This is a genomic window from Pseudomonas sp. HMSC063H08 (genome assembly GCF_001813645.1).
Taxonomy (GTDB): domain Bacteria; phylum Pseudomonadota; class Gammaproteobacteria; order Pseudomonadales; family Pseudomonadaceae; genus Pseudomonas; species Pseudomonas aeruginosa.
Genome location: NZ_KV813581.1, coordinates 23,846 through 49,052 on the forward strand (window position 1 = coordinate 23,846; position 25,207 = coordinate 49,052).

General features: G+C 61.7%; 18 protein-coding genes and 1 tRNA gene. 14 read left to right on the plus strand and 5 right to left on the minus strand.

The annotated features are described in order from the left end of the window. From HMPREF2924_RS26850 to HMPREF2924_RS26885, 8 genes are all read left to right on the plus strand, one after another. Positions 1 to 1,797 carry a GmrSD restriction endonuclease domain-containing protein gene (locus HMPREF2924_RS26850; RefSeq protein WP_023095088.1) on the plus strand — a complete coding sequence of 599 codons (1,797 nt, stop codon included), beginning with the start codon at positions 1 to 3 and terminating at the stop codon, positions 1,795 to 1,797. A gap of 199 nt (positions 1,798 to 1,996) precedes the next feature. Next, entirely contained in the window at positions 1,997 to 2,662 is a 666-nt protein-coding gene (locus HMPREF2924_RS26855) for a vWA domain-containing protein (RefSeq protein ID WP_023095089.1), read from the plus strand. Then, positions 2,662 to 3,357 (plus strand): PP2C family serine/threonine-protein phosphatase, encoded by a 696-nt coding sequence (locus HMPREF2924_RS26860; RefSeq protein WP_023095090.1) that lies wholly within the window; start codon positions 2,662 to 2,664, stop codon positions 3,355 to 3,357. The genes HMPREF2924_RS26855 and HMPREF2924_RS26860 overlap by 1 nt, the downstream gene beginning before the upstream one ends. Before the next feature lie 5 nt (positions 3,358 to 3,362). Next, on the plus strand, positions 3,363 to 4,799 hold the full coding sequence (locus HMPREF2924_RS26865; protein WP_023095091.1) for a protein kinase domain-containing protein: 1,437 nt from the start codon (positions 3,363 to 3,365) through the stop codon (positions 4,797 to 4,799). Between the two features lie 6 nt (positions 4,800 to 4,805). Further along, a complete protein-coding gene (locus tag HMPREF2924_RS26870; RefSeq protein WP_070700785.1) occupies positions 4,806 to 8,201 on the plus strand; it encodes a DEAD/DEAH box helicase in 3,396 nt (1,131 codons plus the stop codon). Then, positions 8,185 to 9,675, plus strand: coding sequence for a hypothetical protein (locus HMPREF2924_RS26875; RefSeq protein WP_023095093.1), 1,491 nt, complete (start codon positions 8,185 to 8,187; stop codon positions 9,673 to 9,675). The genes HMPREF2924_RS26870 and HMPREF2924_RS26875 overlap by 17 nt, the downstream gene beginning before the upstream one ends. Next, positions 9,675 to 12,146 (plus strand): AAA family ATPase, encoded by a 2,472-nt coding sequence (locus HMPREF2924_RS26880; protein WP_023095094.1) that lies wholly within the window; start codon positions 9,675 to 9,677, stop codon positions 12,144 to 12,146. The genes HMPREF2924_RS26875 and HMPREF2924_RS26880 overlap by 1 nt, the downstream gene beginning before the upstream one ends. After that, the gene (locus HMPREF2924_RS26885) at positions 12,146 to 13,966 is read left to right on the plus strand and encodes a hypothetical protein (RefSeq protein ID WP_023095095.1); all 1,821 of its coding nucleotides are present in this window, start codon (positions 12,146 to 12,148) and stop codon (positions 13,964 to 13,966) included. The genes HMPREF2924_RS26880 and HMPREF2924_RS26885 overlap by 1 nt, the downstream gene beginning before the upstream one ends. A 15-nt stretch (positions 13,967 to 13,981) precedes the next feature. On the opposite strand, the gene HMPREF2924_RS35015 is transcribed toward HMPREF2924_RS26885, so the two are convergent. Together HMPREF2924_RS35015 and HMPREF2924_RS26890 are read right to left on the minus strand one after the other, a co-directional pair. Continuing rightward, on the minus strand, positions 13,982 to 14,494 hold the full coding sequence (locus HMPREF2924_RS35015) for a site-specific integrase (RefSeq protein ID WP_071535728.1): 513 nt from the start codon (positions 14,492 to 14,494) through the stop codon (positions 13,982 to 13,984). A gap of 301 nt (positions 14,495 to 14,795) precedes the next feature. Beyond that, positions 14,796 to 14,872, minus strand: a tRNA-Arg gene (locus tag HMPREF2924_RS26890). Positions 14,873 to 15,604: 732 nt separating this feature from the next. Here HMPREF2924_RS26890 and gabD point away from each other — a divergent pair. From gabD to HMPREF2924_RS26910, 3 genes are all read left to right on the plus strand, one after another. Continuing rightward, positions 15,605 to 17,056 (plus strand): NADP-dependent succinate-semialdehyde dehydrogenase, encoded by a 1,452-nt coding sequence (gabD, locus tag HMPREF2924_RS26900; RefSeq protein WP_003106269.1) that lies wholly within the window; start codon positions 15,605 to 15,607, stop codon positions 17,054 to 17,056. Positions 17,057 to 17,300: 244 nt separating this feature from the next. Next, positions 17,301 to 18,581 (plus strand): 4-aminobutyrate--2-oxoglutarate transaminase, encoded by a 1,281-nt coding sequence (gene gabT, locus HMPREF2924_RS26905; protein ID WP_003106268.1) that lies wholly within the window; start codon positions 17,301 to 17,303, stop codon positions 18,579 to 18,581. A gap of 325 nt (positions 18,582 to 18,906) precedes the next feature. Further along, positions 18,907 to 20,106 carry an HDOD domain-containing protein gene (locus tag HMPREF2924_RS26910; protein ID WP_003128489.1) on the plus strand — a complete coding sequence of 400 codons (1,200 nt, stop codon included), beginning with the start codon at positions 18,907 to 18,909 and terminating at the stop codon, positions 20,104 to 20,106. 167 nt (positions 20,107 to 20,273) lie between these two features. On the opposite strand, the gene HMPREF2924_RS26915 is transcribed toward HMPREF2924_RS26910, so the two are convergent. Beyond that, positions 20,274 to 21,695: a MocR-like pyridoxine biosynthesis transcription factor PdxR gene (locus HMPREF2924_RS26915; protein ID WP_003106262.1), complete on the minus strand. Its 1,422-nt coding sequence runs from the start codon at positions 21,693 to 21,695 to the stop codon at positions 20,274 to 20,276. A gap of 126 nt (positions 21,696 to 21,821) precedes the next feature. On the opposite strand from HMPREF2924_RS26915, the gene HMPREF2924_RS26920 reads away from it, so the two are divergent. From HMPREF2924_RS26920 to HMPREF2924_RS26930, 3 genes are read left to right on the plus strand one after another with little or no spacing between them, the layout of a single operon-like run. Then, entirely contained in the window at positions 21,822 to 22,259 is a 438-nt protein-coding gene (locus HMPREF2924_RS26920) for a carboxymuconolactone decarboxylase family protein (protein WP_003084211.1), read from the plus strand. Between the two features lie 11 nt (positions 22,260 to 22,270). Then, positions 22,271 to 22,678 carry a cupin domain-containing protein gene (locus tag HMPREF2924_RS26925; RefSeq protein WP_003084212.1) on the plus strand — a complete coding sequence of 136 codons (408 nt, stop codon included), beginning with the start codon at positions 22,271 to 22,273 and terminating at the stop codon, positions 22,676 to 22,678. A gap of 33 nt (positions 22,679 to 22,711) precedes the next feature. After that, positions 22,712 to 22,996, plus strand: a complete 285-nt coding sequence (locus HMPREF2924_RS26930) for an antibiotic biosynthesis monooxygenase family protein (protein WP_003106257.1) — start codon at positions 22,712 to 22,714, stop codon at positions 22,994 to 22,996. On the opposite strand, the gene HMPREF2924_RS26935 is transcribed toward HMPREF2924_RS26930, so the two are convergent. After that, the gene (locus HMPREF2924_RS26935) at positions 22,993 to 23,925 is read right to left on the minus strand and encodes a LysR family transcriptional regulator (protein ID WP_003128492.1); all 933 of its coding nucleotides are present in this window, start codon (positions 23,923 to 23,925) and stop codon (positions 22,993 to 22,995) included. The two genes, HMPREF2924_RS26930 and HMPREF2924_RS26935, sit on opposite strands and share 4 nt — an antisense overlap. A 49-nt stretch (positions 23,926 to 23,974) precedes the next feature. Then, on the minus strand, positions 23,975 to 25,189 hold the full coding sequence (locus HMPREF2924_RS26940) for a cyanate transporter (protein WP_023094484.1): 1,215 nt from the start codon (positions 25,187 to 25,189) through the stop codon (positions 23,975 to 23,977). Between the last annotated feature and the right edge of the window lie 18 nt (positions 25,190 to 25,207).

The window sequence follows — 25,207 nt, forward strand, 5'->3', positions numbered from 1 at the left end:
ATGTCGGCACAGAAATACTCGGTTAACCAACACCTGATCGAAACCCTGCTGAGCTGGGTTAAGTCTGGGGAAATCGCCATTCCGGAAATCCAGCGGCCTTTTGTGTGGGATGCCACCAAGGTGCGTGACCTGATGGACAGCCTGTATCAGGGCTTTCCGGTGGGTTACATCATTGCCTGGCGCAACCCGACGGTGAAGCTGAAAGATGGCTCGCTGGCTGAGGGCAAGAAGGTGCTTATTGATGGTCAGCAGCGTGTCACGGCGCTGACCGCCGCCATCGCCGGGCAGCAGGTGGTCAACCAGGATTACCAGCAGGTGCGTATCCGCATTGCCTTCCACCCCATCGAAGAACGCTTCGAGGTCAGCAACCCCGCCATTGAGAAGGACAAAACCTGGCTGCCTGATATCGCCCCCATCGTTAATGGCGAGCTGCGGTCTTACAAGGTGGCTAGAGACTATCTCGAGCTAAATCCAGATGTGAAAGAAGATCTGGTTTTCGAGCGTTTGGACAGGTTGTGCGATATCACCAAGAAGCAGATCGGCCTGATCGAGCTGGCGGCGGATCTGGATATCGAGACGGTCACCGAGATCTTTATCCGCATCAACTCCAAGGGTGTGGTGCTTAGCCAGGCGGACTTCGTGATGTCGAAGATCGCCGCTAACGAGGAGTTCGATGGCAACACCCTGCGCAAGGCCATCGACTACTTCTGCCACCTGTCCATTGCGCCGGAGTTCTACGCGCATATCGAGAACAACGATAAGACCTTCGTGCAGACCGAATACTTCAAAGCTATGCGCTGGCTGAAGAGTGAAAACGACGACCTCTACGACCCCAGCTACTCGGACATGCTGCGCGTGGCCTTCACCACCAAGTTCAATCGTGGACGGCTGTCGGATCTGGTAGGGCTGCTCTCTGGCCGTAACTTCGAGACGCGTAGCTACGAGAAGGAAATCGAAGAAGCGTCCTTCAAGACCCTGAGCGAAGGGGTCAGGGAGTTCATCAATGAAACGCACTTCAAACGCTTCCTGATGATCATCCGTTCGGCCGGCTACGTGGACAGCTCCATGATTGGTTCAGTCAACGCGCTGAACTTCGCCTACGTGCTGTACCTCAAGCTCAAACGCGACCTGGGCAACAACCCCAATATCGAAAGCTGGGTGCGCCGCTGGTTCGTCATGTCGCTGCTCACCGGACGCTACTCAGGCTCGCCGGAGTCGCGCTTCGACAAGGACATCAAGGCCGTACACGAGCGACCCTTTGCTGACGTACTGGCTGATATCGAAGCGGCTGAACTGTCTGATGCCTTCTGGGATTTCGGTCTGCCGCAGGCCTTGAACACCTCGTCCGTCAACGCCCCGGCTATCAAGGTGTTCTGGGCCGCACAGGCCAATCGGGGTGACAAGGGCTTCCTGTCCAAGGACATCACCGTGCGTGACATGCTTACGCATCACGGCGATATCCATCACATCTTCCCGAAGAACTTCCTCAAGCAGCGGGGGCTGCTCAGAAGCAAGTACAACCAGGTGGCCAACTATGTGTACGTGCAGCAGGAAGTGAACATCAAGATCGGCGATACCGCCCCGGCCGCTTATATGGCGAAGGTCTTTGACCAGTGTCAGCAAGGCGCAGCGCACTATGGTGCGATCATCAGCTTGGATGACCTTAAGGCCAACCTGGCGGCCAACTGCCTCCCGGATGACCTCGCTGCCTATCAGCCTGAGCAGTTCGAAACCTTCCTCACCGAACGCCGCCGGCTGATGGCGCAGAAGATTAAGCAGTATTACTGGGGATTGTGAGGGGTATTTCCCACAGCGTTGTGAATGAGCCCCTCTTCGTGTCGGTAAACAAAATTACCAATAAATAACGGTTTTTACGTATATAACGATCTTTCTCGGCCTTCAAGATTGCATAACATACTGTTTTTAAAAGAAAACATGAGTTGGCACGGAATGCGCTTATAGGGAGATATCCAATTGACTATCAAGGAAGTACACAGTGTCAGAACTCAAAAAATTCCAGGTCCAAACCGCCCGTCCGCTGCCGATCATCGTTCTGGCTGACACCAGTGGCAGCATGTCTGTGGATGGCAAGATCGAGGCGCTGAACAAGAGCCTGAAAGACATGATCAGCAGCTTTGCCGGCGAGAGCCGCCTGCGGGCTGAACTGCAGGTCAGTTTGATCACCTTTGGCAGTCAAGCAGAGGTGAATTTGCCTTTGACTCCGGCTCATCAGTTGCAGGGCTTCACCCCGCTTACTGCTGCGGGGGCGACTCCGTTGGGTGGTGCTCTGGCACTGGCCAGCCAGATGATCGAAGACAAGGACAGCATCCCCTCCCGCGCCTACAAACCGGTAATCGTGCTGGTTTCCGATGGCCACCCTACTGATGACTGGCAGGGTTCCTTTGCTCGTCTGGCCAATGGCGAGCGCTCGTCCAAGGCCACTCGCTTTGCCATGGCCATAGGTGCTGATGCCGATGAGAGCATGCTCGGTGATTTTGCCAATGACCCGGAGGCACCGCTGTTCCGTGCCGAGAATGCTGCGGATATCCATCGTTTTTTCCGCGCTGTGACGATGAGCGTCAGTGCACGTAGCCGCTCGGCGACGCCGAATCAGTCTGCTCCGCTGCAAATCCCGACGGATGATCAGGACTGGGATTTCTGATGCGCTTGTTGGCGAGTGGGGCTTCGGTGAGGGGCCCCGCCCACCAGCAGGATGACTCACCTAACCAGGATGCCCTGGCCGTCAGTGGTATACGCGGCGGTTGGTGCGTTGCAGTTGCCGATGGATTGGGCAGCCGCCCCTTGAGCCACTTCGGTTCGCGCAAGGCGGTGCAGTTGTCACGGCACGTGCTTCGGTGCCAGGCGGACATTACTCATGCAGCGGTTACTGACGAGGTTCGCAAGGCCTGGCTGGCCTGTTTTGGCGAGCGTTATCGCCTAAATGAAACGACCTGCCTGTGGGCGCGCGTGGACGCCCGTGGCCGGGCTGTTGCCGGGCAGATTGGCGATGGATTGCTGCTGGCAAGAAGCGCTGGCGCTTTCAGGGTGCTGACCGATCAACGCCAGGGCTTCGGTAATCAGACCCTGACCTTGGCCCAGGCGGATGCCTGGAATACTCGCAGTTTCGAGTTTGAGTTGAGCCAGCCGGGTGATGGCGTACTGCTGATGACGGATGGTATCTCGGATGACCTGATTCCATCGCAGCTTGAGTCGTTTTTTGATGCCATTTACCGGCGCCAACTGCGTTGTAGTAGCAAGCGCCGCATGCGCCGCTGGTTGACGGGTGAGCTGCTGGACTGGTCGACGCCACGCCATGGTGACGACAAGAGTATTGCTGGAATTTTCTTAACGGATTGATACAGATGAGCACGAACAAAGCCGCGCCGCAGAAGCAGCGCATGGTGCAGGACAGCAAAGGTTCGGTTTATGAGCTCACGAGTGAGTTGAGCAGTGGTGGGCAGGGCGTTGTTTACCGCACCCAGTACCCACAAGCTCTGATCAAGGGGTTTACCAATAAGGATGAGCAGGCGCGCCGTCGTTGGCGTGAGCACATCGAATGGCTGACCCGGCAGGATCTGGCCGATTTGAAGCTGGCTAGACCGCTTGAACTGCTGGCTGAGCCACGCTGCGGTTATGTGATGGAGCTGATGGACGGGCTGGTGCCTTTGCAGGGGCTGCTGGACAGTTTTGCTAATGCTGAAGAAGAGGCACATGAAGATTATCTGCGCCAGGGCGGGCTGCGTCGGCGTATTCGTATTCTGGGCCAGATGGCCAGAACACTGAATCAGTTGCACGGGCGCGGCATGCTCTACGGTGATCTGTCGCCGAACAATATCTTTGTCTCGGACGATCCGGCGTTTGCCGAGACGTGGTTGATTGACTGCGACAACATCAGCCTCGATAGCCACAGTGGCTTGACCCTGCACACCGTGGACTATGGCGCACCGGAAGTGGTGCGTGGTGAGGCGTTGTTGTCCAGCCTCACCGATTGCTGGAGCTTCGCCGTTATTGCCTATCAGTTGCTGACACACAACCACCCGTTCAAGGGTGAGATGATCAGCGACGGTGAGCCTGAAGTCGAGGATGCCGCGCTGAGCGGTGAGCACCCCTGGATCAACGATAGCGAGGACGACAGTAACGCTTGCTTCGTTAATCTGCCGCTGCAGTTGCTGGAGCACAGCAAGCTGCCCCAACTGTTTAGCCGTTGCTTCGAGGCTGGACGAGCCAGCGCCTATGAACGCCCGGCTATGGCCGAGTGGCTTGAGGCGCTGGTTGAAGTGGACGAGCGTATCTATTGCTGCCCTGGCTGCGGCAGTACCAGCCTGTTGCCAGTGGATTTGCGGGCTGCGGACGAAGCGGTGTGTTTTTTCTGTAAGGCGCCAGCTGACAGCCGTCTGGTTCTGTTTGAGGAGTTCATTGCCTTGCCTGCCGAGCAGGACGGGGATGGGGTGAGTCCTCAGCAGCTGGTGGCGACGGGGCGAAAGGTCTGGTTGCAGCCGGGAGGGCAGGTTGAGCTCAAGCGCTTGCTGCCGACGTTCAGCTATGACCGTTGGCCGGCTGACCATATCCGTATCGAGTACAGCGACAAGGGCCTGGGGATTTTCCCGCTGCCTGAGAGCCAGTTGCAGTTGCAGCGCGGGGAGAACATTAAACCGTTGCAGCGTTATCAGGGCCTCAAGGAGAGCCTGCGTGGTCAGGATGAGGAACCCTTCCTGATTCATGTAGGTGAGCCTGCGAAGTCAGGGCATACGGGCTCCGGGTTGCCCTCCAGCAAAGTCGTCTGGCAATTCCGGTGGTGATGGCAAATGGAATTTAAAGATTTCCCCATGCTGTCAGCCGATGTGCTGGCGCTTTCTACAGATGAGTCTGTGGATGCCTTGCAGGACGGGCAGGCGATTTTCCTGCAGCGCTATCAGGATGACTGGCTGGCGGTGCAGGGGGATGTACGCATCCGCGTCAGCTGTACCCAGGCCGATGCCGAAATATTTGGCCTTCTGGCCCTGCGTGATCAGACCCGCTGGTTGTTGACTGGTACGAAGAAAAACAAGCTGCTGGTGCAATACTGCGCACCGGTTGAAGTAACGGCAATGCAGCTTGAACTGGGTGTGGATGAGCTGCTTGCTGAGGATCTGCACGCCAAGCGCGAAATTGCTGGCAGCACTGTTGAGCTGGCCTGTCGCTGGTTTGCCGAGCATTTTGTGGTACGGGGCCTGGCTGAGGGTGACTGGCTGACGGTTGCTCGTTTCAGCAATACCGCTACCAAGGGCGGCTTTCAGTTGCTGGGTAATGGCTGGCGTGCCGATGTCGAGCGGCGCCAGGATGGCAGTTATCTGCTCAAGCGTGTTACCCGCCATACCCAGCGCGATGGTGCGTTCTCCCTCCTGCTCGGCCAATTTGAATTTAAGGATGCCTCTGTTGCGGCTGCACTCGGCAGCGCCAGTCAGCAGGCTCTGCTGAGTGCGGCGCTGCGTGACAACGCCAGCTATCTCGAACTCTGGAATCTTTACAACGATAAAGAGTGGCAAAGAGCTTTAGAGCAGGCAGAAAGTTTGGGTTCTCTGGCTTACGCCGAGTGCCACGGCTTTCAGGAGGGACGTGGCAATGTCTGGCGTCTGATTCCCAAGTCGCAGGAGCAGTATCAGGCGTTCCGCGAGCGCTGGCGCGATCTGGAGCTGAGCAGCAATGATCAGTTTGATCTGGGCGATCAGCGCCCGGACTGGCTGGAAGAGCTTTCATCCGAGAAGGCTCAAAGGACTGCCAATGCTCCGCGGGGGACTATTCGCTTCGAGCCAGATTGCGTGATTTTCAAACAGGCGGCGGGTAAGACCAACATCCGACCGAAAGCGGGGGAGGGCTGGTTGTATCTGTCTCTTGCCGGCCAACGTTCGATGGGTAAGCGTCGCTTGGCAGCCAAGCAGTCGATTGACTCGGGCAAGCGGCTGCCGCAATTGAAATGGCTGCTGGAAGGGGTTGCGGTTCCTGCTGCGCGACGACGCCCGATCAGCGGGCTGACCCCATACGTGCTGGAGTCTTTCAAGGGTGGCAAGCCGACCGAGAAGCAGGCGCTGGCGCTGGATTGCGCGCTCAATACCCCTGATCTGGCAATCATCATCGGCCCTCCTGGTACCGGTAAAACCCAGGTTATTGCAGCATTGCAGCGTTGTCTGGGTGAGCGAGCGGAGAAGCAGAATATTGCGGCGCAGGTACTGGTCAGCAGTTTTCAGCATGATGCCGTCGACAATGCACTGGAGCGTAGCGATGTATTCGGCTTACCTGGCGCGCGGGTGGGCGGCAAGCACGGCGAGAGTGATCAGGCGGCTTTGATTGAGCCTTGGCTGGAACGCCAGGCGGCTCATTTGCACCGCAAGATTGCGCAGGAATACAGCCGCTTCCCTGAGCTTGAGCAGTTGCGGGCCATTTCCGCGAGGTTGGCCCTTGCCCGGGTAGCGAGTACCGGCCCTGCACAGCAGGCGGATGAGTTCCAGCGCCTTTTGCATGACTTGCGTGAACTGGAGCAAAGCGGCCTGGCATTGCCGCCCCGGCTTGAAAGTCAGTTCGAGGAGTATATCGATACGCTTGCCGGTCAAGCGCCGGCTACAGCTGCGGGAGGTCTGCCTCCCTCTCAGCTGCTCAGGCGTATCCGTGCTCTGCGTGTCGAGGTTGCTGCCTTTACCGATGATGGCGGCGAGCGTGCCTGGGATCTGCTGAGCTGGCTCAAGCGCCATGAAAAAGGTGTGGCCCCGGAGCTGCTGCGCCTGCTGGAAGAACTTGCCGACAGCTCGCACGTTGAGCCGGCGACCCTTCAGGCTCTGAAGATCTGGAAGGATCTGTTGCTTGATCAGCACTTGCCGGATTACCGGCCGGCTGCGCTGAAACGCCAGGTAGACCCTGATGGCCTAGCGCTGCTTGATGAGGTGGATCGCTATCTGGAAGACCGCATGGCCAAGCGCAAGCAGGGGGTTGCATGGGTCTTGGAGCAACTGGTCGATAGTCTGGAGTCCGATCGTTCCGCTGCGCGGGCTGTGGTCAATGAGTATTCGATGGTGGTCGGTGCAACCTGCCAGCAGGCTGCGGGCAAGCAGATGGAAATGTTGCAAGAGGTATCCACTAGCTCCAACTCGGATATCGAGTTCGATACGGTTGTCATCGACGAGGCAGCACGGGCCAATCCATTGGATCTGTTTATTCCGATGTCCATGGCCAAGCGGCGGATTGTTCTGGTGGGCGATGACCGCCAGCTCCCGCACATGCTTGAGCCGGATATCGAGGGGCAGTTGCAGGAGGAGCATGAACTGACCGAACTGCAACTGGCGGCTTTCCGATCCAGTCTTTTCGAGCGTATGCGGGTCAAGCTACAGGATTTGGAAAAGCAGGATTCGATTCGCCGTGTGGTGATGCTTGATACCCAGTTCCGCATGCATCCGGTCTTGGGCAACTTTGTCAGTAAGCACTTCTACGAATGTGAAAACCTGGGGGTTCTGCATTCCGGCAGGCCGGCAGAGGCGTTTGTATTCAGCCAGGAGCTGCTTTCTAGGCTTGGGCCGCTGGCGGAGTCCTACCGTGGCCATGTATGTCAGTGGATTGATGTGCCGGCGGTGCAGGGGCGTGATCAGCGCCGGGGAACTAGCCGGGTTCGAGAGATTGAGGCGCAGCGCATTGCTGACGAAGTGGTAAAGCTGATGCAGGCTGGCGGTGAGGCGTTGTCTGTCGGCATTATTACTTTCTACGCGGCACAGCGCGATCTGATCATGGAGAAGCTCGCTCAGCAGAAAATCGACGGTACTCCCTTGATGGTCAAGCGCGAAGGGGGCTACGAGCCGCATGAGCAGTTCAAGTTGACCCGTAAGGTGCAGGCAGATGGCAGCGTGGTTGCAGAGGAACGCTTGCGGGTTGGCTCGGTGGATGCCTTCCAGGGCAAGGAGTTCGATGTGGTGCTGCTGTCTTGTGTGCGCAGTTTCCAGCCAAATCGCTCGGGGCGGGCTGCTGCCAGCGAGGGGGATGATCGCGAGCTGCAACTGAACCGTCAGTTCGGCTTCCTGCGTTTGCCAAACCGTATGAACGTGGCCATGAGCCGGCAGAGGCAGATGCTGATTTGTGTCGGGGATGCGGCTTTGGCCAGTAACCCGGATGCACAAGAGGCGGTGCCAGCTCTGGCTGCTTTCTATCAGCTGTGTGGAGGTGAGCATGGCTGCATTCGCTGAAACCGGTACTTATCTGCAGTTTGCTGAAAAGCCTCGCGGCGAGCCCAAGCCCTTGTTGTGGCCGGTGCTGGTTCATCGCGTGCTTTATCCCGAGGCAAAAGAGGCTCAGTTGAATCTGTTCCAGCGTGCTGTGCTGGGGTTGATCCGGGCACAGGTGACGCAAGAGGAGGCGATCGCCGAGCTGACCGGGCTGCATGTCAACCTGATCAAGCTGATACTGGCTCAAGGAGTGAGTAACGGCTGGCTGACTGATAGTGCCCGTGGGCTGACTGAAAAAGGCGAGCAACTGCTGGATGGTGAGTCTGTTGAGGATGACAACCTGAAGGCTGGTTATCTGTTCCAGGATGCTATCAGTGGTCAGTTCTGGCCACGCTTCGCTGAGCAGCTTGATTCGATCGAGCCCGAAGATCCGCTGCAACGCTATCCCGTATTCAAAGGGGAGCGGAAAAGCGGCAAGTCAATCCGGCCGTTTGTGATGGCGGCGGGCAAGTCATCACTGCCGGTGCTGGATCATGAGGTGCTGGCGATAGCTTATCGTGAGTATCGGGATGATTATCGGGCGGCTCGGCAGCTCGATAGCGGCCAGTTCCCGCAATTCCTTAAATTGTCTGGTGTGCAGCGGCTGGATGATACCGCCAAGCCTGCAAGGGTACTGCTTTGGGCCAAGCCTGATGACGAGGGGCTGGACCTGTGGGTGGTCGACGATCCGTTTACGCTGCGAGCCAACGCCTGGTGGTTACAGGATGCTTTGCGGGAGCAGACTGAGGGGGGTAACAAGTACCTGCTCAACCATTTACAGCCTTTGGTTTCTGTTCCGCGTGCGGATGATCAGACGGTTGAGCAGTGGCTGCAGGCCATGCGCCAGCAGGCGGATATGCAGGTGCTCACGGAATACCCCTGGGCGGCGCGGCAACCGGATATCAAGCGGCATTTGGCAGCCCTGCTACTGCGTATGAACAAGCTGGCACAAGGCGACCAGAGTGAGCAGGAACTGGATGCTGCAGTGATGGAGTGCCAGAAACTGCTTGAGGTCCTCATGCAGTGGTTGATTCACCAATATCCAGTTGACGCAGGCCATCTGCCCAAACAGAAAAACCTTGGCCGAGGGCTAAATGCGCGCGTGCTATCCGCCTTGCAGTTGCCGGCGTTTACCGATGGGGTAATCAGCAAACTAGCCGGGCAAAACATCAATCAGATCATTTTGGCTTGCTCTCGGCCAGGCAGCTCCCTGAAGGCTTTGCTGTTTGCTGCAGCAATGGGAACGCTCAACCACTCCGGGCACCCGTTAAAGACGCTGTTAGCTCGCGAGCTGCAACTTGACAGGCTGTTGCTGCTTGCGGATTTGCGTAACAGCAGCACCCATGCGCAGAGCCGCTTTACCGGACGAGAAGTCGCCCCCCTCACCTATGAGGAAACGCTGGATAACATCCAGTACGCGCTGGGCTTCACCGAATTTTTTAAGGAATGGATGTAATGGGCAAGAAAAGCTCGAACAAGTTTGGTCCACAGCAAATCCCAGCAGCGGCACCGTCTGCGGCCGGTATGGCCCGTGCTTCAGTGGAGCAGCAAGTGAATGTATGGAGCGCTTCTTTCGAGAACGCTTCCAAGGCCTATCAGTCCTTTGACATGGCACTGGATATTTCTGTCGAGCGTGAGTGGTTGCGCGGCGTCTGCGAGCGTTTTGAGGGCGACAGTGATCTGGTTCGCTGGATTGAGCAATTCGCCACGCTCTGCAAGGAGTTGGTGCGCTTCAAGGAGCGTTTGCATGACGAATATGCCGAGCGGTGGGCTGCTGCCAGCAAACTAGCTGAAACTGCCGAGGCGGCGGCACTGGCGCAGGTAGCCGAACAGGAAGCGCTTGTGGCCGTCCGCTCCGGACTGGATGCAGAGAAAGCTGAGCTCGAGGCTGAGCGGGACAAGCTGTTTGAGACTCAGCAGGCATTGGCGCTGAAGATGGCCGAAAATTTGGAGGCCGAGCGTTCCCTGAATATGCGAGAGGCCAATGCGCAAGCCGGCTTTGTTGCGCAAAACGAAGCGGCTTTACGTCAGCTGGAAGCGCAACAGCGTCAGCAGGTGCGTCAGCATGAAGTGGATCTTCAGACGTTGCGCGAAGATAAGCACCAGCTCGACGGTGAAATTTCTCTGGCAGCAAGGCGGCTGGCGGAGATCAAGTTTAGTTGCACGGAGGCAGAGGCTGAACGTGTCAGGTTGCTTGATCAGCGTGAGCACGACATCAAGCAGAAAGTGGTCGAGTTAGATCGTGCGCGTAGCCGCCTGGATCGTGAGAGGGCGGATATCCAGGCAGAGGAAAAGGCCTTGCAGCAGCGTCTGGATGAGGAAATGGCATCCGAGCGGGCGAATCATCACCAGGTTGTTGCCAAGCTGGAAGAGCAGCGTGAGCGGGCCTGGAGCAAGGCGAATGAACTCAAGGAGCAGCTGCTCGATATTCAGGAACTCAAGCAATCCCTGGGCGAAGTATCCGGAGCTGAGATCCTGCAGCAACTGGAAGCGCTGCGTCAGGAAAACCGTGAACTCAAGCGCAGCCTGGAGCAATCGGATACGGCGCAATTGCAGCGCGATAATGACTACCTGCGTGACAGCAAGGCTGATCTTGAAAGAGAAGTAGCTGAGCTACGCCCTGAGCGGGATGAGCTGCGTCGTGAGTTGAGCGGCAAGCGTGTCGCGGCTACAGAGCTTGAGGCTGTCGCGCGTGAGAAACGTGTTCTGGAGCAACACAAGAATACCCTTGCCGTTCACATAGATGACCTCGAAAGCCGCATCGAGCAGCTGACCAGTGCGCAGAAGACCCAGACACCATTCCCAGCCATGTCGCTGATGGATAGTGAGCGCGATTACCGGGCGCGTATGGACCTAGATGAAGTGCCTGATCTCGAGACATTCGCCACCCAGTTGCAGCATCGGATTGCTAAAGCTGAAAAGCACGTAGAACTGTTCTATCCGATCGAGGATATCCGCGTGTTGCTGGGGGGCTTGGCCATGAGCCAGCTGCATGTCTTCCAGGGTATCAGTGGTACCGGTAAGACCAGTTTGGCCAAGGCTTTTGCCAAAGCAATGGGGGGCTTTTGCACCGATATTGCAGTGCAGGCGGGCTGGCGTGATCGCGACGACCTGCTTGGTCATTACAACGCCTTTGAGCGACGCTTCTACGAGAAGGACTGCTTGCAGGCGCTATACAAAGCGCAGACGCCGCGTTGGGAAGACACCTGCAACATCATCCTGCTGGATGAGATGAACCTGTCGCGTCCTGAGCAGTACTTTGCCGAGTTCCTCTCTGCGCTGGAGAAGAACAATCCGGAGGAGCGCTTGATCAGCCTCTCGGAAACGTCGTTGCCCAATGCACCTGCGATGCTGACCGAGGGACGCAAGATCAGGGTGCCAGCCAATGTCTGGTTTATTGGTACCGCGAACCATGATGAAACCACCAATGAGCTGGCGGACAAGACCTATGATCGTGCTCATGTAATGACTCTGCCCAAGCAGGATAAGCGCTTCACGATCAAACCGTTTGAGCCGGCCAACTACTCTTATCGCTCCTTGCGCAAGGCATTTGGCAAGGCAAGAGCTGAGCGCAAGGAGGAGGTCGTCAAGCTACTGAAGGACCTGACCGGCGATGCCTTCACCGAACAGTTGGGCAGCCAGTTTGAGCTGGGCTGGGGGAACCGCTTTGAAAAGCAGGCGCTGGATTTCATCCCTGTCATGCTGGCTTGCGGGGCTTCTTCGGGGGAGGCGGTGGACCACTTGTTGGCCACGAGAATCATGCGCCCTGGCAAAGTGACCGGCCGCTACAACGTTTCTGCCGAGACGCTGCGCAATCTGAAAGGCGCTCTGGAGGACTTCTGGATCAGCGCTGATCTGGCGGGTGATCCGCGCAAGTCTATGGAGCTGTTGGAGGCTGATATTCGTCGCCTGGATGGCCGTAGCTGATGTGGTTTGATCGTTTTACGGGTGAGCAGTGCCGGCAGTTGCCGGCACTCATTCAGCCCGGCCGCTATCAGTCTGTGAATGACGGGCCTGCATTCAATGGCCATACACCGGTATTTACGGGGGTGCTGGTGAGTGATGGTGATCAGCGCTGCCAGTTGGGTGATGAGGCTTGCACTTTTACGCCGCCGCAAAAAAGTCTGGCGGCGGCAACGGAATTGCTGAGCAAGGTCATTGCGACGATTGATGCCGAGGCACTGCAGGCGCCTTTGATGTCTCCTTTGATGCCAGCTTCCATCATCGATGCCAAGAGCCATCTGCAGCCCTTTGAGGAGCGGCTTCTGGATGTGGTGAAGCAAGGGCATCTGCATCACATCTCGCTGCGTCCGCGCCTCGATCTTCACTATGAGGATGAGGTTGCTGATATCGGGCGTGCACGTCGTTTGGCCAAAGGGGCGCTGGTGCATCTGGCCTCGCACTCGGAGTGCTGGCAGCGGCAGACGTTGAGTGGCGTGATCCCCAAGAAGGTACTGGCCCGCTTCAGCGAAGATGACTATGGCATCTATGAGAATCGTGTCTATGCGCGCTTGCTGGATAAGATTGAACGCTATTTGCACGGGCGCTTGGCGGAGTTGCGTGGCTTGCAGGCGACGCTGAATCAGGCGCTGCGCTTCTATGAGGCGGAGAATGTCGATTACCGTCTGCGTGAAGAAATTTGCCGCTTGTGGGGGATGACATTCAGCGCAGAGGAAACCAGTAACGCATCAAAGTTGCTTGGTGAAACGCTTGAAAAGCTTGAACGCTTGTACCAGACGATTGCGGGCCTGCAGCAAAGTGGTCTGTATTTGTTGGTCAGCCGGCAGGCACAAGTGACAGGTGTGCTGCATATGACCAACATCCTTGGTCACGATCAGCATTACCGGCATCTGGCTATCTTGTGGGATCAGTTGGCCAAGGTGACACAGGCCAAACGTGCCACGCCGGCAGAGCGCTTCAGGCAGAACCAATCTCTAGCTTCTGTCTATTCTCGCTACGCCGGTCTGGTCATGAGGAGGGCGCTGCTGCCTTATCTGAATGGCCAGGACGAAGGTGTCTGGGCCGGAAGGCACATACTTCTTCGGCAAAGTGGGCTGGAGTGGCATTTGCTTAGCAGTTCTCCTGGCCTTTCAACGCCAGAGGACGTATTGCTTACCATTGTGCCTTGGTTGAGTGATGCGCCTGCTCCTGAGGTGACCCCACAGAGCAAGGAGCGGTTTATCGCCTGGCCGGCAATGGGGCAGGAGATTGATGCGGCTTATTGCCCGGAGCAGTGGATACCGCTGTCTCCCACGGACATGTATTGCACGGAGCGCTTTGGCTTGCTGGTTGACCAGGTGCTTTGCCGAATGGCTCTGATTACGTATGCGCAGCCGTTGCAAAAAATCCCGCAAAAAGTGCTGGAACAGGCAAAGCAGGTTGCGGGGGTTCAGGTTAATTCAGAGCAAAATGAACTGATTGTTACTGAGGCCTTGGCCGGGGAGGCAGTGACGGCGCTCAAGGAGGCATTGGTTGCCTCTAACTCCACTGCGCAAGCGTCAGCCCTGGAAGGTCACAACCAGGCGATTCTTGCTTTGGAAAAGTGCCCGGTGTGCTCTGGCAGGGCTCCGCTGGTTTTCCAAAGCCCTTTAGGGTTCAAAGCCAACTGTTTGGATAAAAAGTGCGCAACGCGCTATCTGCGCTTGGAGCAGACCGGGCGTGTTTTTGAACAGTCAATACCGGAGTCCACTGGGTTTACGGTGGTTGGACGAAGGGCATTTACGATTAGGCAGATGGCTGGCGCCTGAGATGATACCCGGCCGCTAACGTTCATTTGCGACAGGGTGTGCAGTTGTTCGTCGGTTTGTCAGGCGCTGTGGCACCTCAATACGGCCCACCACTCGTTCTCGACCAAAAACAGCAGGCTGTTTGGGTTGGCGAACTTTTGACAAGTCAGCGTCCTGTGCAGGTCTGATATGCAATTTGTGACCAGCCCCAGATCGACGGTTCCCATAGACGCTGATGGATTCAATGGATTGGTGCCCCATCATGTAGGCGATGGCCTCATCGCTCTCGCCGGAGGCTTTTAGGTTTGAGCCCAATTGGTGGCGGAAGCTTTTCAGGGTTGGGTGCTGTTTGCGCCTTGGCCACAGCACTCTGCACTCTTTGCGTAGACGATCCCGAATAGCTGTATTGGTACGTTGGCAGATACGCATCCATTTCGCTGCGCCTGCCACAGCCTGGAGCACCGCAGGGTCGTCAATGACCAGTGTTCTGTCGGAGCCCCTATCCTGCGGGACGCTTTTTCCGCCGATGACATGGATGTTGGATTCCACGGCCCTCCGGCCACCCGCCTGGGAAGGCAGCGACGCAAGATTTCTTCACTACCATCGACTAGTAGCTGCAGCTCGATTTATGGCTAGTACTCAAAATCCCCGCTCGCAAAATAGGGCGCCAGACTTTGAGGCACGGTTTAGGCACAGAATTGGCACAGCCCGAAAATGAGTCGAAAAGGAGCGCTGCGGGCAGTACTCACCACAATCTGAGTATCCGCATGGAGATCAATTTTGAGAGATTAGCCAATTCGGGATCTGGATCGGCAGAGCCTTAGGAAAAGGCTTTTAAATCATACAGATATGGCGCACCAGGCGGGATTCGAACCCACGACCCCCGCCTTCGGAGGGCGGTACTCTATCCAGCTGAGCTACTGGTGCGTATATGTTGCGGCGGTCTATTTGACCATTAGCTGACACCCTTCTCAACTCGATGAGTATTGCCTTCGGAGGGCAGTACTCTATCCAGCTGAGCTACGGATGCAGCGCCGCGGCTCGCGCGGCAGGCCGCAATCATACGCATCTCGTCGGCGGGAGTCCATTCCATGTGCGTACGTTCGTGATTTCGAACGAAAACGACCGTCCGTCGAGGATGTGCTCAGAAAAGCAGCAGGATTTTCCGACTTTCGTTGATTTTATCGAACGGGGTATTGCCCTTTGTCAGTGGTGGCCCTAGGATTCGTTTGAGATTTCAAACGCCCCCAAAGCCACAACAACAGGAGACCGGGGAATTGGCATCAGTTCAGCCGGCCGCGTGCCCCTGGAATGACCTCTTTCTGACCTGCCCGTCGCTCGTCCGGCCTTTCGCGCTGCCGGGCCGCCGTGGTGCCGGCGTGGCGTTTCGTCCGCGATCCCTTTTCCGCACGAGCCTTTCGTATCCTCCCCGACGCCTGTCGGCGGTCGCGTTCGTCCGCGTCCGCCCGTTGCGCACGGTGGCCGGCCGGTAACGGCGACGCCGCTGGCACAGGGCGCAGGAAATGGAACACCGGGGCGCTGGCCCTTTCGAATAACCAGCAGGCAACACTTTCCGGTTACAACCGAACCAGACAACCAGGCACGCGGGGTAGTCGAGGTAGACCCGCTGCTCACGGCATTCCTCGAAGGAGACAGGTCATGCAACTCAAAGATGCCAAGCTGTTCCGTCAACAAGCCTACGTCGATGGCGCCTGGGTGGATGCCGACAACGGCCAGACCATCAAGGTGAACAACCCGGCCACCGGCGAGATCATCGGCAGCGTGCCGAAGATGGGCGCCGCCGAGACCCGCCGCGCCATCGAGGCTGCCGACAAGGCCCTGCCGGCCTGGCGCGCGCTGACCGCCAAGGAGCGCGCCAACAAGCTGCGCCGCTGGTTCGACCTGATGATCGAGAACCAGGACGACCTGGCCCGCCTGATGACCATCGAGCAGGGCAAGCCGCTGGCCGAGGCCAAGGGCGAGATCGCCTACGCCGCCTCCTTCCTCGAATGGTTCGGCGAAGAAGCCAAGCGCATCTACGGCGACACCATTCCCGGCCACCAGCCGGACAAGCGCATCATCGTGATCAAGCAGCCGATCGGTGTGACCGCGGCCATCACGCCGTGGAACTTCCCCTCGGCGATGATCACCCGCAAGGCCGGCCCGGCCCTGGCCGCCGGCTGCACCATGGTGCTCAAGCCTGCTTCGCAGACCCCGTATTCCGCCCTGGCCCTGGCCGAGCTGGCAGAGCGCGCCGGCATTCCGAAGGGCGTGTTCAGCGTGGTCACCGGTAGCGCCGGCGAAGTCGGCGGCGAGCTGACCAGCAACCCGATCGTGCGCAAGCTGACCTTCACCGGTTCCACCGAAATCGGCCGCCAACTGATGGCCGAGTGCGCCCAGGACATCAAGAAGGTGTCCCTGGAGCTGGGCGGCAACGCGCCGTTCATCGTGTTCGACGACGCCGACCTGGACGCCGCCGTCGAGGGCGCGCTGATTTCCAAGTACCGCAACAACGGCCAGACCTGCGTCTGCGCCAACCGCCTGTACGTGCAGGACGGCGTGTACGACGCCTTCGTCGACAAGCTGAAGGCCGCCGTGGCCAAGCTGAACATCGGCAACGGCCTGGAAGCCGGCGTGACCACCGGTCCGCTGATCGACGCCAAGGCCGTGGCCAAGGTCGAGGAACACATCGCCGACGCGGTCTCCAAGGGCGCCAAGGTGGTTTCCGGCGGCAAGCCGCACGCCCTCGGCGGCACCTTCTTCGAGCCGACCATCCTGGTCGACGTGCCGAAGAACGCCCTGGTGTCCAAGGACGAGACCTTCGGCCCGCTGGCGCCGGTGTTCCGCTTCAAGGACGAGGCCGAGGTCATCGCCATGTCCAACGACACCGAGTTCGGCCTGGCGTCCTACTTCTACGCCCGCGACCTGGCCCGCGTGTTCCGCGTCGCCGAGCAACTGGAGTACGGCATGGTCGGCATCAACACCGGCCTGATCTCCAACGAAGTGGCGCCGTTCGGCGGCATCAAGGCCTCGGGCCTGGGCCGCGAAGGCTCCAAGTACGGGATCGAGGACTACCTCGAGATCAAGTACCTCTGCCTGGGCGGTATCTGAGTCCGGCGAGAAACGCATCCGGAGGGGCCGGACGGCAGGCAAGAGCTGCGCCGTCCGGTGTCGACGTTGCCGGTGGTGGCACCGGACGAACCGGGAGTCGCGGTCGCCGATCGCGAAGCGGCTCCGAGCCCTGGCGGGCCTGCAAGTCCCGAGGCAGTCGATCATCGCATGCTGCCTTGGGGAGCTTCCTTCCCGCCTTCATCCTTTGACCCGGCCGACCCGATGAGCGGCCACTGAGGAAGCCATGAGCAAGACCAACGAATCCCTGCTGAAGCGTCGCCAGGCCGCGGTACCCCGCGGCGTGGGCCAGATCCACCCGGTCGTCGCCGAGCGCGCCGAGAACTCCACCGTCTGGGACGTGGAAGGCCGCGAGTACATCGACTTCGCCGGCGGCATCGCCGTGCTGAACACCGGCCACCTGCATCCGAAGGTGATCGCCGCGGTCCAGGAGCAACTGGGCAAGCTGTCCCACACCTGCTTCCAGGTGCTGGCCTACGAACCCTACATCGAGCTGGCCGAGGAAATCGCCAAGCGCGTGCCGGGCGACTTCCCGAAGAAGACCCTGCTGGTCACCTCCGGCTCCGAAGCCGTGGAGAACGCCGTCAAGATCGCCCGCGCCGCCACCGGTCGCGCTGGCGTGATCGCCTTCACCGGCGCCTACCACGGCCGCACCATGATGACCCTGGGCCTGACCGGCAAGGTGGTCCCGTACTCCGCCGGCATGGGCCTGATGCCGGGCGGCATCTTCCGCGCCCTGGCGCCCTGCGAGCTGCACGGCGTGAGCGAGGACGACTCCATCGCCAGCATCGAGCGCATCTTCAAGAACGATGCCCAGCCCCAGGACATCGCCGCGATCATCATCGAGCCGGTGCAGGGCGAGGGTGGCTTCTACGTCAACTCCAAGTCCTTCATGCAGCGCCTGCGTGCCCTGTGCGACCAGCACGGCATCCTGCTGATCGCCGACGAAGTGCAGACCGGCGCCGGCCGTACCGGCACCTTCTTCGCTACCGAGCAACTGGGCATCGTTCCTGACCTGACCACCTTCGCCAAGTCGGTCGGCGGCGGCTTCCCGATCTCCGGCGTGGCCGGCAAGGCCGAGATCATGGACGCCATCGCGCCCGGCGGCCTGGGCGGCACCTATGCCGGCAGCCCGATCGCCTGCGCCGCGGCACTGGCCGTGCTGAAGGTGTTCGAGGAAGAGAAGCTGCTGGAACGTTCGCAAGCCGTCGGCGAGCGCCTCAAGGCCGGCCTGCGCGAGATCCAGGCCAAGCACAAGGTGATCGGCGACGTTCGTGGCCTGGGTTCGATGGTGGCCATCGAGCTGTTCGAGGGCGGCGATACCCACAAGCCGGCCGCCGAGCTGGTCAGCAAGATCGTCGTCCGTGCGCGCGAGAAGGGCCTGATCCTGCTCTCCTGCGGCACCTACTACAACGTCATCCGCTTCCTCATGCCCGTCACCATCCCCGACGCGCAACTGGAGAAGGGCCTGGCCATCCTGGCCGAGTGCTTCGACGAACTCGCTTAAGCTTCACCGGCAAAGCGATACCCCCGAGGCCCGCGCGTCCGCGCGGGCCTTTCTTTCAGAGGCTTCACGGAAACGGAAGCCTCTTTTTTCTGCCAGGGTTTTCCGCGAAACGCCCGACGAACGGTTTTCCCCTGTTACCCTTGGGCGCCTGGCGCATACGAATCCTCCCGCATTCCTCCGGTCGTTCCGTTCGTGGCGATTAGGACAGGTCCTAGAGGCGCACCGTGTTCGTCCGTCATACCCTTGTGTGCCCGCGGGCCGTGTCGTGCCCGCCTGTCATGCCTGGTGCGGCCTGCTCGGTTCGCCAGGTTCGAAGAGGAAAGCCATGAGTGCCGCGAAAAAGGCCCCCGTCATCCTGATTGCCGATCCGGACCCCTGGAGTCGCGACCTGCTTGGCCAACTGGTCCTCGGCGTGCGTTGCGATGCGCGGCTGGTCCTCTGCGGCGATGGCGGGGAAGCGCTGGAACATTGCCGGCGCCGGCGCTTCGCGTTGATCCTGGCCGAGCTGAACCTGCCGCAAGTGGATGGCTTCGAGCTGCTGCGCGAAGCGCGCCTGCGCCGCTCGGTCGCCGAGCAGCCGTTCATCCTGATCAGCGACCGCGCCGACCAGGCCAGCGTGCGCGCCGCCGTGGCACTGGCGCCGACCGCCTACCTGGTGAAGCCGTTCCAGGCCGAGAACCTGATGCAACGCCTGCGAGGATTGTTGCTGAAGGGCGACGAAGTGGTCGCCTGTCCGCTGCCGGAGCGGGGCGCGGGCGAGAACCTGGAGGCTTTCCTCGAACGTGCGCGCGACTCCGCGGAGGGGGCGCCGTTGCTGGCCGACGTGCGTGCCGCCAGCGATCGTTGCCTGAGCGCCGAGGAGCATCCGCTGCGCGTGCTGGAGGATGAGTTCGGTCGCGACCCGCAGATCACCGCTGGCCTGATCGCCGCCGCCAACAGCGCCGCCCGGCACGTCGGTCCGGCCTGCCAGACCCTGGGCCAGGCCCTGCGGCGGCTGGGACTCGGGCACAGCCTGAACCTGGTGCTCGGTTTCAGCCTGCAGCGGGCCATCCAGCTCGGCGAGCCGCTGCTGGCCGAGCGCGCCATGCACTTCTGGGATCTTTCGCAACGTTGCGCGGACATCGCCTGGGAACTGGCCGACGCCCTCGGCGCGGACGTCGAGCGCTGCTATACCGCAGGGCTGCTGCATCGCCTGGGCGACCTGGCGCTGCTGCGGACATTGCAGGATTGGTGCGATGGCGGCGGCGCGCTGGACGAGGCGCGCCTCGACGAGCTGCTGGGGCGTTTCGGCGCCAGCTTCGGCTCGGCCCTGCGGGCGCGTTGGCGGCTGCCGCTGGAGCTGCGCCGGCTGATCGCTGCGGCGTACCAGTTCGGTGGCGTGCTTTCCCGCGAAGAGCTGATCCTCAGCCTGGCGACCCAGGCCGCCAGCCTGCCCGAGGACGACGCGGAGCAACTGGCCGAGAGCAAGGCTGCCCGCATGCTCGGCCTGGACGGCGAACGACTGGCGAAACTGCTGCAGCCCTGAGCCGTCCTCGCCGGGCCTTTGCAAGGGGCGGCGCCTCCCATAGGGCGGATAACGCGGCGCGTCATGCGCCGCTGGGCATGGGCGCGGTTGCAATCGAGCCTCTTGCCGGGGAGATCGGCTCCTACGCACGCCGCCGAGTTGTCGGCCGTGGATGGGCGGGAGCGCGCCTAGCGCCGCAGCTCGGCGCGCAACAGGTCCAACGCCGGGTCGATGTCGTCCCGTTCGATGCAGCCGAAGCCGAAGAGGAAGCCGGCCTGTGCCGGGGTTTCCGCGTAGAAGGGCGGCAGGGTGCCGACCTCCAGGCCTTGCTGGCGCAAATGACGGGCGATGCGCAGCACATCCAGCGGTTCGCGACAGCGCGCCGCGAGGTGGATCCCGGCCACCGCCGGCAGCGCTTCGAGCCAGGGGCTCAGGTCGCCGTGCAGGCGTTCCAGCAGGCGTCCGCGACGCTGGGCGTATTCGCGTTGCAGGCGGCGCGTATGGCGGGCGAAGTCGCCGCGCTGGATGAACAGCGCGAGGGCGCGTTGCTGCAAGGTCTCGCTGTGCCGGTCGACCAGCTTGCGCGCCGCCAGCACCGCTTCGCGCAGGCTCGCCGGCGGCAGCAGGTAGCCGAGGCGCAGCTCGGGGAAGAGGGTCTTGGAAAAGGTCCCGAGGTAGGCCACCTGGCCGTTCCGGTCGAGGCTGCGCAGCGACTCCAGCGAACGCCCGTCGAAGCGGTACTCGCTGTCGTAGTCGTCCTCGATGATCAGCGCCCGGTGGCGCTGCGCCCAGTCCAGCAACTGCAGGCGCCGCTCCAGGCTCATCGGCATGCCCAGCGGGAACTGGTGCGACGGGGTGACGTAGACCAGCTTGGCGTTGTCCGGCAGCAGGTCGACGCGCAGCCCCTCGGCGTCCACCGGCACTCCGCGCACCTCGGCGCCGGTGGCCAGCAGGCTGGCGCGGGCCGGCGGATAACCGGGTTCCTCGACCACCGCCAGGTCGCCGGGGTCGAGCATCACCCGGGCCAGCAGGTCGAGTCCCTGCTGGGCGCCCTGGGTGACCATCAGGGCGTTCCAGTCGCACTGCACGGCGCGGTTGATCGCCAGGTAGCGGGAGATCGCCAGGCGCAGCTCGGGGTCGCCTTCGGTTTCCTTGTAGAACGCCGGCGAGCGCTGTTGCAGGCGTAGCGCCTGGAGCACGCAGGTACGCCAGGTATCGAAGGGAAAGCGGCGCTTGTCGGTCGTGCCGCCGGCGAAGCTGTAGCGGAGCGGTGCTCGCTGGTCCATCAGACCGGACTGCGGTTCGATGCGTGCCCAGCGCGCGGCCGGCCGCAACGGACCGTCGGCGCGCTGCGGCGGCGCTTCCCCGGCGGGCCCGCGGGCGACGAAGGTGCCGCTGCCGACCCGGCCTTCGAGGAAGCCCTCGCTGGCGAGGCGCTCGTAGGCTTCGCTGACGGTCTTGCGCGACACTTCCAGGCGTTCGGCGAGGTAGCGCGTGGCTGGCAGGCGATCGCCGGTGGCCAGGCGACCATGGAGGATCGCGTCGCGCAGCTGGCGATAGAGCTGGCCGACCAGGTCGTGGCGGCCGTCGAGGATCAGTTGCAGTTCCATGGCGAAATTGGCTACCTGGTATTTCTGGTAATTGGCTCTTCGTGGAAGCCAAAGGCAGGCTTAGTGTTACCCCATGCCGCGCCGCTTTCCACTCTCGCGGCTGCCAATCAGCCAAGGAGATTCGCCATGACCACCCGCCTCGAATGGGCCAAAGCCTCCCCCGACGCCTATGCCGCCATGCTCGGCCTGGAAAAGGCCCTGGCCAAGGCCGGCCTGGAGCGCCCGTTGATCGAACTGGTCTACCTGCGCACTTCGCAGATCAACGGTTGCGCCTACTGCGTGAACATGCATGCCAACGACGCGCGCAAGGCCGGCGAGACCGAGCAGCGTCTGCAAGCGCTCTGCGTCTGGCAGGAAACCCCCTACTTCACCCCGCGCGAGCGCGCCGCCCTGGCCTGGACCGAGCAACTCGCCCGCCTCAGTCAGGGTCCGTTGCCGCACGGCCTGCTCGACGAACTGCGCGAGCACTTCGACGACAAGGAGATCGCCGAACTGACCCTGGCGGTCTCGGCCATCAACGCCTGGAACCGCTTCGGCGTCGGCATGGGCATGCAACCGGAGTGAGGTGGGCGGCGATGAAGGCCAATCGATCGATCGCCTGCCTGCTGCTCGCCGCGCTGCCGACGCTGGCCAGCGCCCATGCTGCGGAGAAGGTGGAAACCCTGCGCGACCAGGCCCTGGCCGAGATTCCCGGCCATCGTGGGTTGATGCTGACGGTGTCGTTCAAGCCCGGCCAGGTCTCCGCGCCCCATGTGCATCCCGGCTCGGTGTTCGTCTACGTGCTCGAGGGCACCGTGCAGACGCAACTGGAAGGCGGCCCGGTGGAAACCTACACGGTGGGCCAGAGCTGGTACGAGCCGGCGAACGTGCCGCACCTGCTGGCACGCAATCCCGATCCGATGAAGCCGGCCAAGTTGCTGGTCTGGGAGTTGCTCAAGGAGGGCGACCCGATCCTCAAGCCACTGGAGCGCGGCGCCCACTGAGGCGTCGCTCGTTCGTCCGGAGGAGCGTCCGTCATGAGCGCCAGCCAGGTCATCCGTATTCGCGCGCGCAACGGTCAGTCGGAACGGCTTGGCCTGCGCCTGCAACAACTGGTCGAACCGGGGCTGGAGGCGCCGGGTTGCCTGGAGTACCAGGTGCGCAGGGACGCCCTCGAGCCGGATCTCTGGCTGGTGTGCAGCCAGTGGCGGGAAGCGCAGCAGATGTTCGACTACCTGGCCGGCGGCATCCAGCAGGTATTCGCCGAAGTGCTCTGGCGCTCCCTGGCGGCGAGCCTCGAAGTGCAGGATGACGCAGGCTAGAGCAAACCCAGCTCGGCGCAGACGATCAGCACCTGTTCGCGCAGCCAGAGGTTCGCCGGGTCCTGGTCGGCGGCGCGGCTCCATGACAGGTGCAGGGCGAACGGCGGCAGCCCTGACGGTGCGAGGCAGGCGCGATGGCGGCCATCGTCGAGCAGCGCGTGGATACGTCGCGGCAGCATCAGCACGAAGTCGCTGCCCGACAGCAGTTGCAGGGCGGCGACGTAGCTGTTGGCGCGCGCGGCGACTTCGCGGCTGCGGCCCTGGCGTCGCAGCCACGTGTCCACCAGGTTGGCGTTGCTGGCGTCGAGCGGGGTCGGGAAGACGAAGCGGCGCCGGCAGAACTCGTCCAGTTCCAGGCGCTCGTGGCGCGGCTGGGCACGATCCTGCACGCAGAGCAGTTCGTCGCTGAACAGGGCGAGCGCCTGTAGCTCCGGTGCCGGTCGGTGGTACTCGGGACCGAAGTCGAAGACCAGGTCGACCTGGCCGTCGAGCAATGCTTCGGTGGGCAGTTCGGGACCCAGGCGGCGGATGTCCAGGCCAATCCTCGGGCCGTTGGCGGCAAGCCGTCGCAGGAGTGCCGGAAGGATCAGCAGCTCGACGTATTCCGGCGCGCAGAGGGTAAAGGTACGCGGCTCGCCACGCGGGTCGAAGCTGCCCTGGGCGGCGTGACAGGCGTTGATGCGGGCGAGCATTTCCTCCACATGGGGCAGCATGGCGCGACTCTTGTGGGTCGGCTGCATGCCGCCGCGGGTGGCGATGAACAGCTCGTCGTCGAAGGCCTGGCGCAGCTTCTTCAGGCAGTAGCTGACCGTCGACGGGCTGAGGCTCAGGTGTTCGGCGACCTCGACGAGGTTCTGTCGTTGGTGGACCTGGAGGAAGACCAGCAGGTCCTGCATGTCGACCTTGCGCAGGCCGTTGGCGATCAGCATCGGGGCGTCCTGACGGCGTCGGGAGCGCCATCAGAACCCGTCCCCTTCCTCAGCGCAAGCTTTCGGCGCCGACGCCTCGCGCCTGCCGCTCGGCGAACAGTGCCGCATAGCGCCGTGGGTCGAAGCGCAGACCCAGTCCCAGCAGCAGCGCCGCCACCGCGGTCAGTCCGAGCCAGGCGCCGGTGAAGCTGCCGAGGCTGTCGCGCAGCAGCCCGGCGATCCACGGCGAGACCCCGGCGATCAGGTAGCCGGCGCCTTGTACCAGGGCAGCCAGTTGACCGGCGCGTTGCGGCGCGTCGAAGTGGTCGAGGCAGACGATCAAGCCCATGGGGAACAGCCCGCCGATGCCCAGTCCGAGGCACAGCGCCCAGAGCAGCGGCAGGCTGGCCGGCGTCCAGGCGAGGCCGAGGAAGCCGGCCAGCATCAGCGCCGTTAGCCCGACCAGCACCGGGCGGCGATCCCGCGAGCGGCTGGCCAGGGCCGGCGCGAGCAACCCGGAGAGTACCTCCATGGCCGTCAGGAAACCGAGCAGCAGCCCGGATTCCTGGGCGCTCCAGCCCTGTTCCAGGTAATAGGGCGCGAGCCAGACCAGCACGCAGGTGTAGCAGGCGGTGCCGAGGCCGAAGAACAGGACCAGCAGCCAGGTCCGCGGATAGCGCAGGAGGCTCCTGCCGGGCTGCGCGGCGGGCAGGCGCAGGCGGGTGCCGGGTTGCAGCCACCAGGCCAGCAGCGCGAGCGCGGCGAGCGCCGCCCAGGCACCGAGGCCGAGCCGCCAGCCGGCGTGCTCCGCCAGGGTCGGCGCGGCGCTGGCGGACAGCGCCGCGCCAGCCATGATGGCGGTGACGTAGAGCCCCATGCAGAGCGGCGTGCGCGCGCCGAAACGGGCCTTGATCAGGGCCGGCATCAGCGCCTGGATCAGGGCGATGCCGAGACCGGCGAGCATGGCGCTGCCGAGCAGGTCGGGCAGGCCTCGGCTGCCCAGGCGCAGGGCGCTGGCGGCGCCGATCAGCAGCAGGGCGAGGGCCACCGAACGCCACTCGCCGACGCGGCGGGCGATGCCCAGGCCGAAGAACATGCCGAGGCCGAGGGTCAGCACCGGCAGGGCGGTCAGCAGCGAGACGTCGCCGAAGCTGAGCGCGATCTCGCCGCGCATGGCGTTCAGCAGTGGGCCGACGGCGGCCATGGAGGGCCGCAGGTTGAGGCCGACCAGGACGATGGCGGCCATCAGCCAGAGGGTGCGGCCGGGTGGGGTGGCAGTGGGCATGGCGATCTCCTTTCGGGA

What these genes read in the sequence shown, in the direction of transcription:
- HMPREF2924_RS26850 (WP_023095088.1), top strand. Translation starts at nt 1, where the DNA reads ATGTCGGCACAGAAATACTCGGTTAACCAACACCTGATCGAAACCCTG.
- HMPREF2924_RS26860 (WP_023095090.1), top strand. Translation starts at nt 2,662, where the DNA reads ATGCGCTTGTTGGCGAGTGGGGCTTCGGTGAGGGGCCCCGCCCACCAG.
- HMPREF2924_RS26865 (WP_023095091.1), top strand. Translation starts at nt 3,363, where the DNA reads ATGAGCACGAACAAAGCCGCGCCGCAGAAGCAGCGCATGGTGCAGGAC.
- HMPREF2924_RS26870 (WP_070700785.1), top strand. Translation starts at nt 4,806, where the DNA reads ATGGAATTTAAAGATTTCCCCATGCTGTCAGCCGATGTGCTGGCGCTT.
- HMPREF2924_RS26875 (WP_023095093.1), top strand. Translation starts at nt 8,185, where the DNA reads ATGGCTGCATTCGCTGAAACCGGTACTTATCTGCAGTTTGCTGAAAAG.
- HMPREF2924_RS26880 (WP_023095094.1), top strand. Translation starts at nt 9,675, where the DNA reads ATGGGCAAGAAAAGCTCGAACAAGTTTGGTCCACAGCAAATCCCAGCA.
- HMPREF2924_RS26885 (WP_023095095.1), top strand. Translation starts at nt 12,146, where the DNA reads ATGTGGTTTGATCGTTTTACGGGTGAGCAGTGCCGGCAGTTGCCGGCA.
- gabD (WP_003106269.1), top strand. Translation starts at nt 15,605, where the DNA reads ATGCAACTCAAAGATGCCAAGCTGTTCCGTCAACAAGCCTACGTCGAT.
- gabT (WP_003106268.1), top strand. Translation starts at nt 17,301, where the DNA reads ATGAGCAAGACCAACGAATCCCTGCTGAAGCGTCGCCAGGCCGCGGTA.
- HMPREF2924_RS26910 (WP_003128489.1), top strand. Translation starts at nt 18,907, where the DNA reads ATGAGTGCCGCGAAAAAGGCCCCCGTCATCCTGATTGCCGATCCGGAC.
- HMPREF2924_RS26915 (WP_003106262.1), bottom strand. Translation starts at nt 21,695, where the DNA reads ATGGAACTGCAACTGATCCTCGACGGCCGCCACGACCTGGTCGGCCAG.
- HMPREF2924_RS26920 (WP_003084211.1), top strand. Translation starts at nt 21,822, where the DNA reads ATGACCACCCGCCTCGAATGGGCCAAAGCCTCCCCCGACGCCTATGCC.
- HMPREF2924_RS26925 (WP_003084212.1), top strand. Translation starts at nt 22,271, where the DNA reads ATGAAGGCCAATCGATCGATCGCCTGCCTGCTGCTCGCCGCGCTGCCG.
- HMPREF2924_RS26930 (WP_003106257.1), top strand. Translation starts at nt 22,712, where the DNA reads ATGAGCGCCAGCCAGGTCATCCGTATTCGCGCGCGCAACGGTCAGTCG.
- HMPREF2924_RS26935 (WP_003128492.1), bottom strand. Translation starts at nt 23,925, where the DNA reads ATGCTGATCGCCAACGGCCTGCGCAAGGTCGACATGCAGGACCTGCTG.
- HMPREF2924_RS26940 (WP_023094484.1), bottom strand. Translation starts at nt 25,189, where the DNA reads ATGCCCACTGCCACCCCACCCGGCCGCACCCTCTGGCTGATGGCCGCC.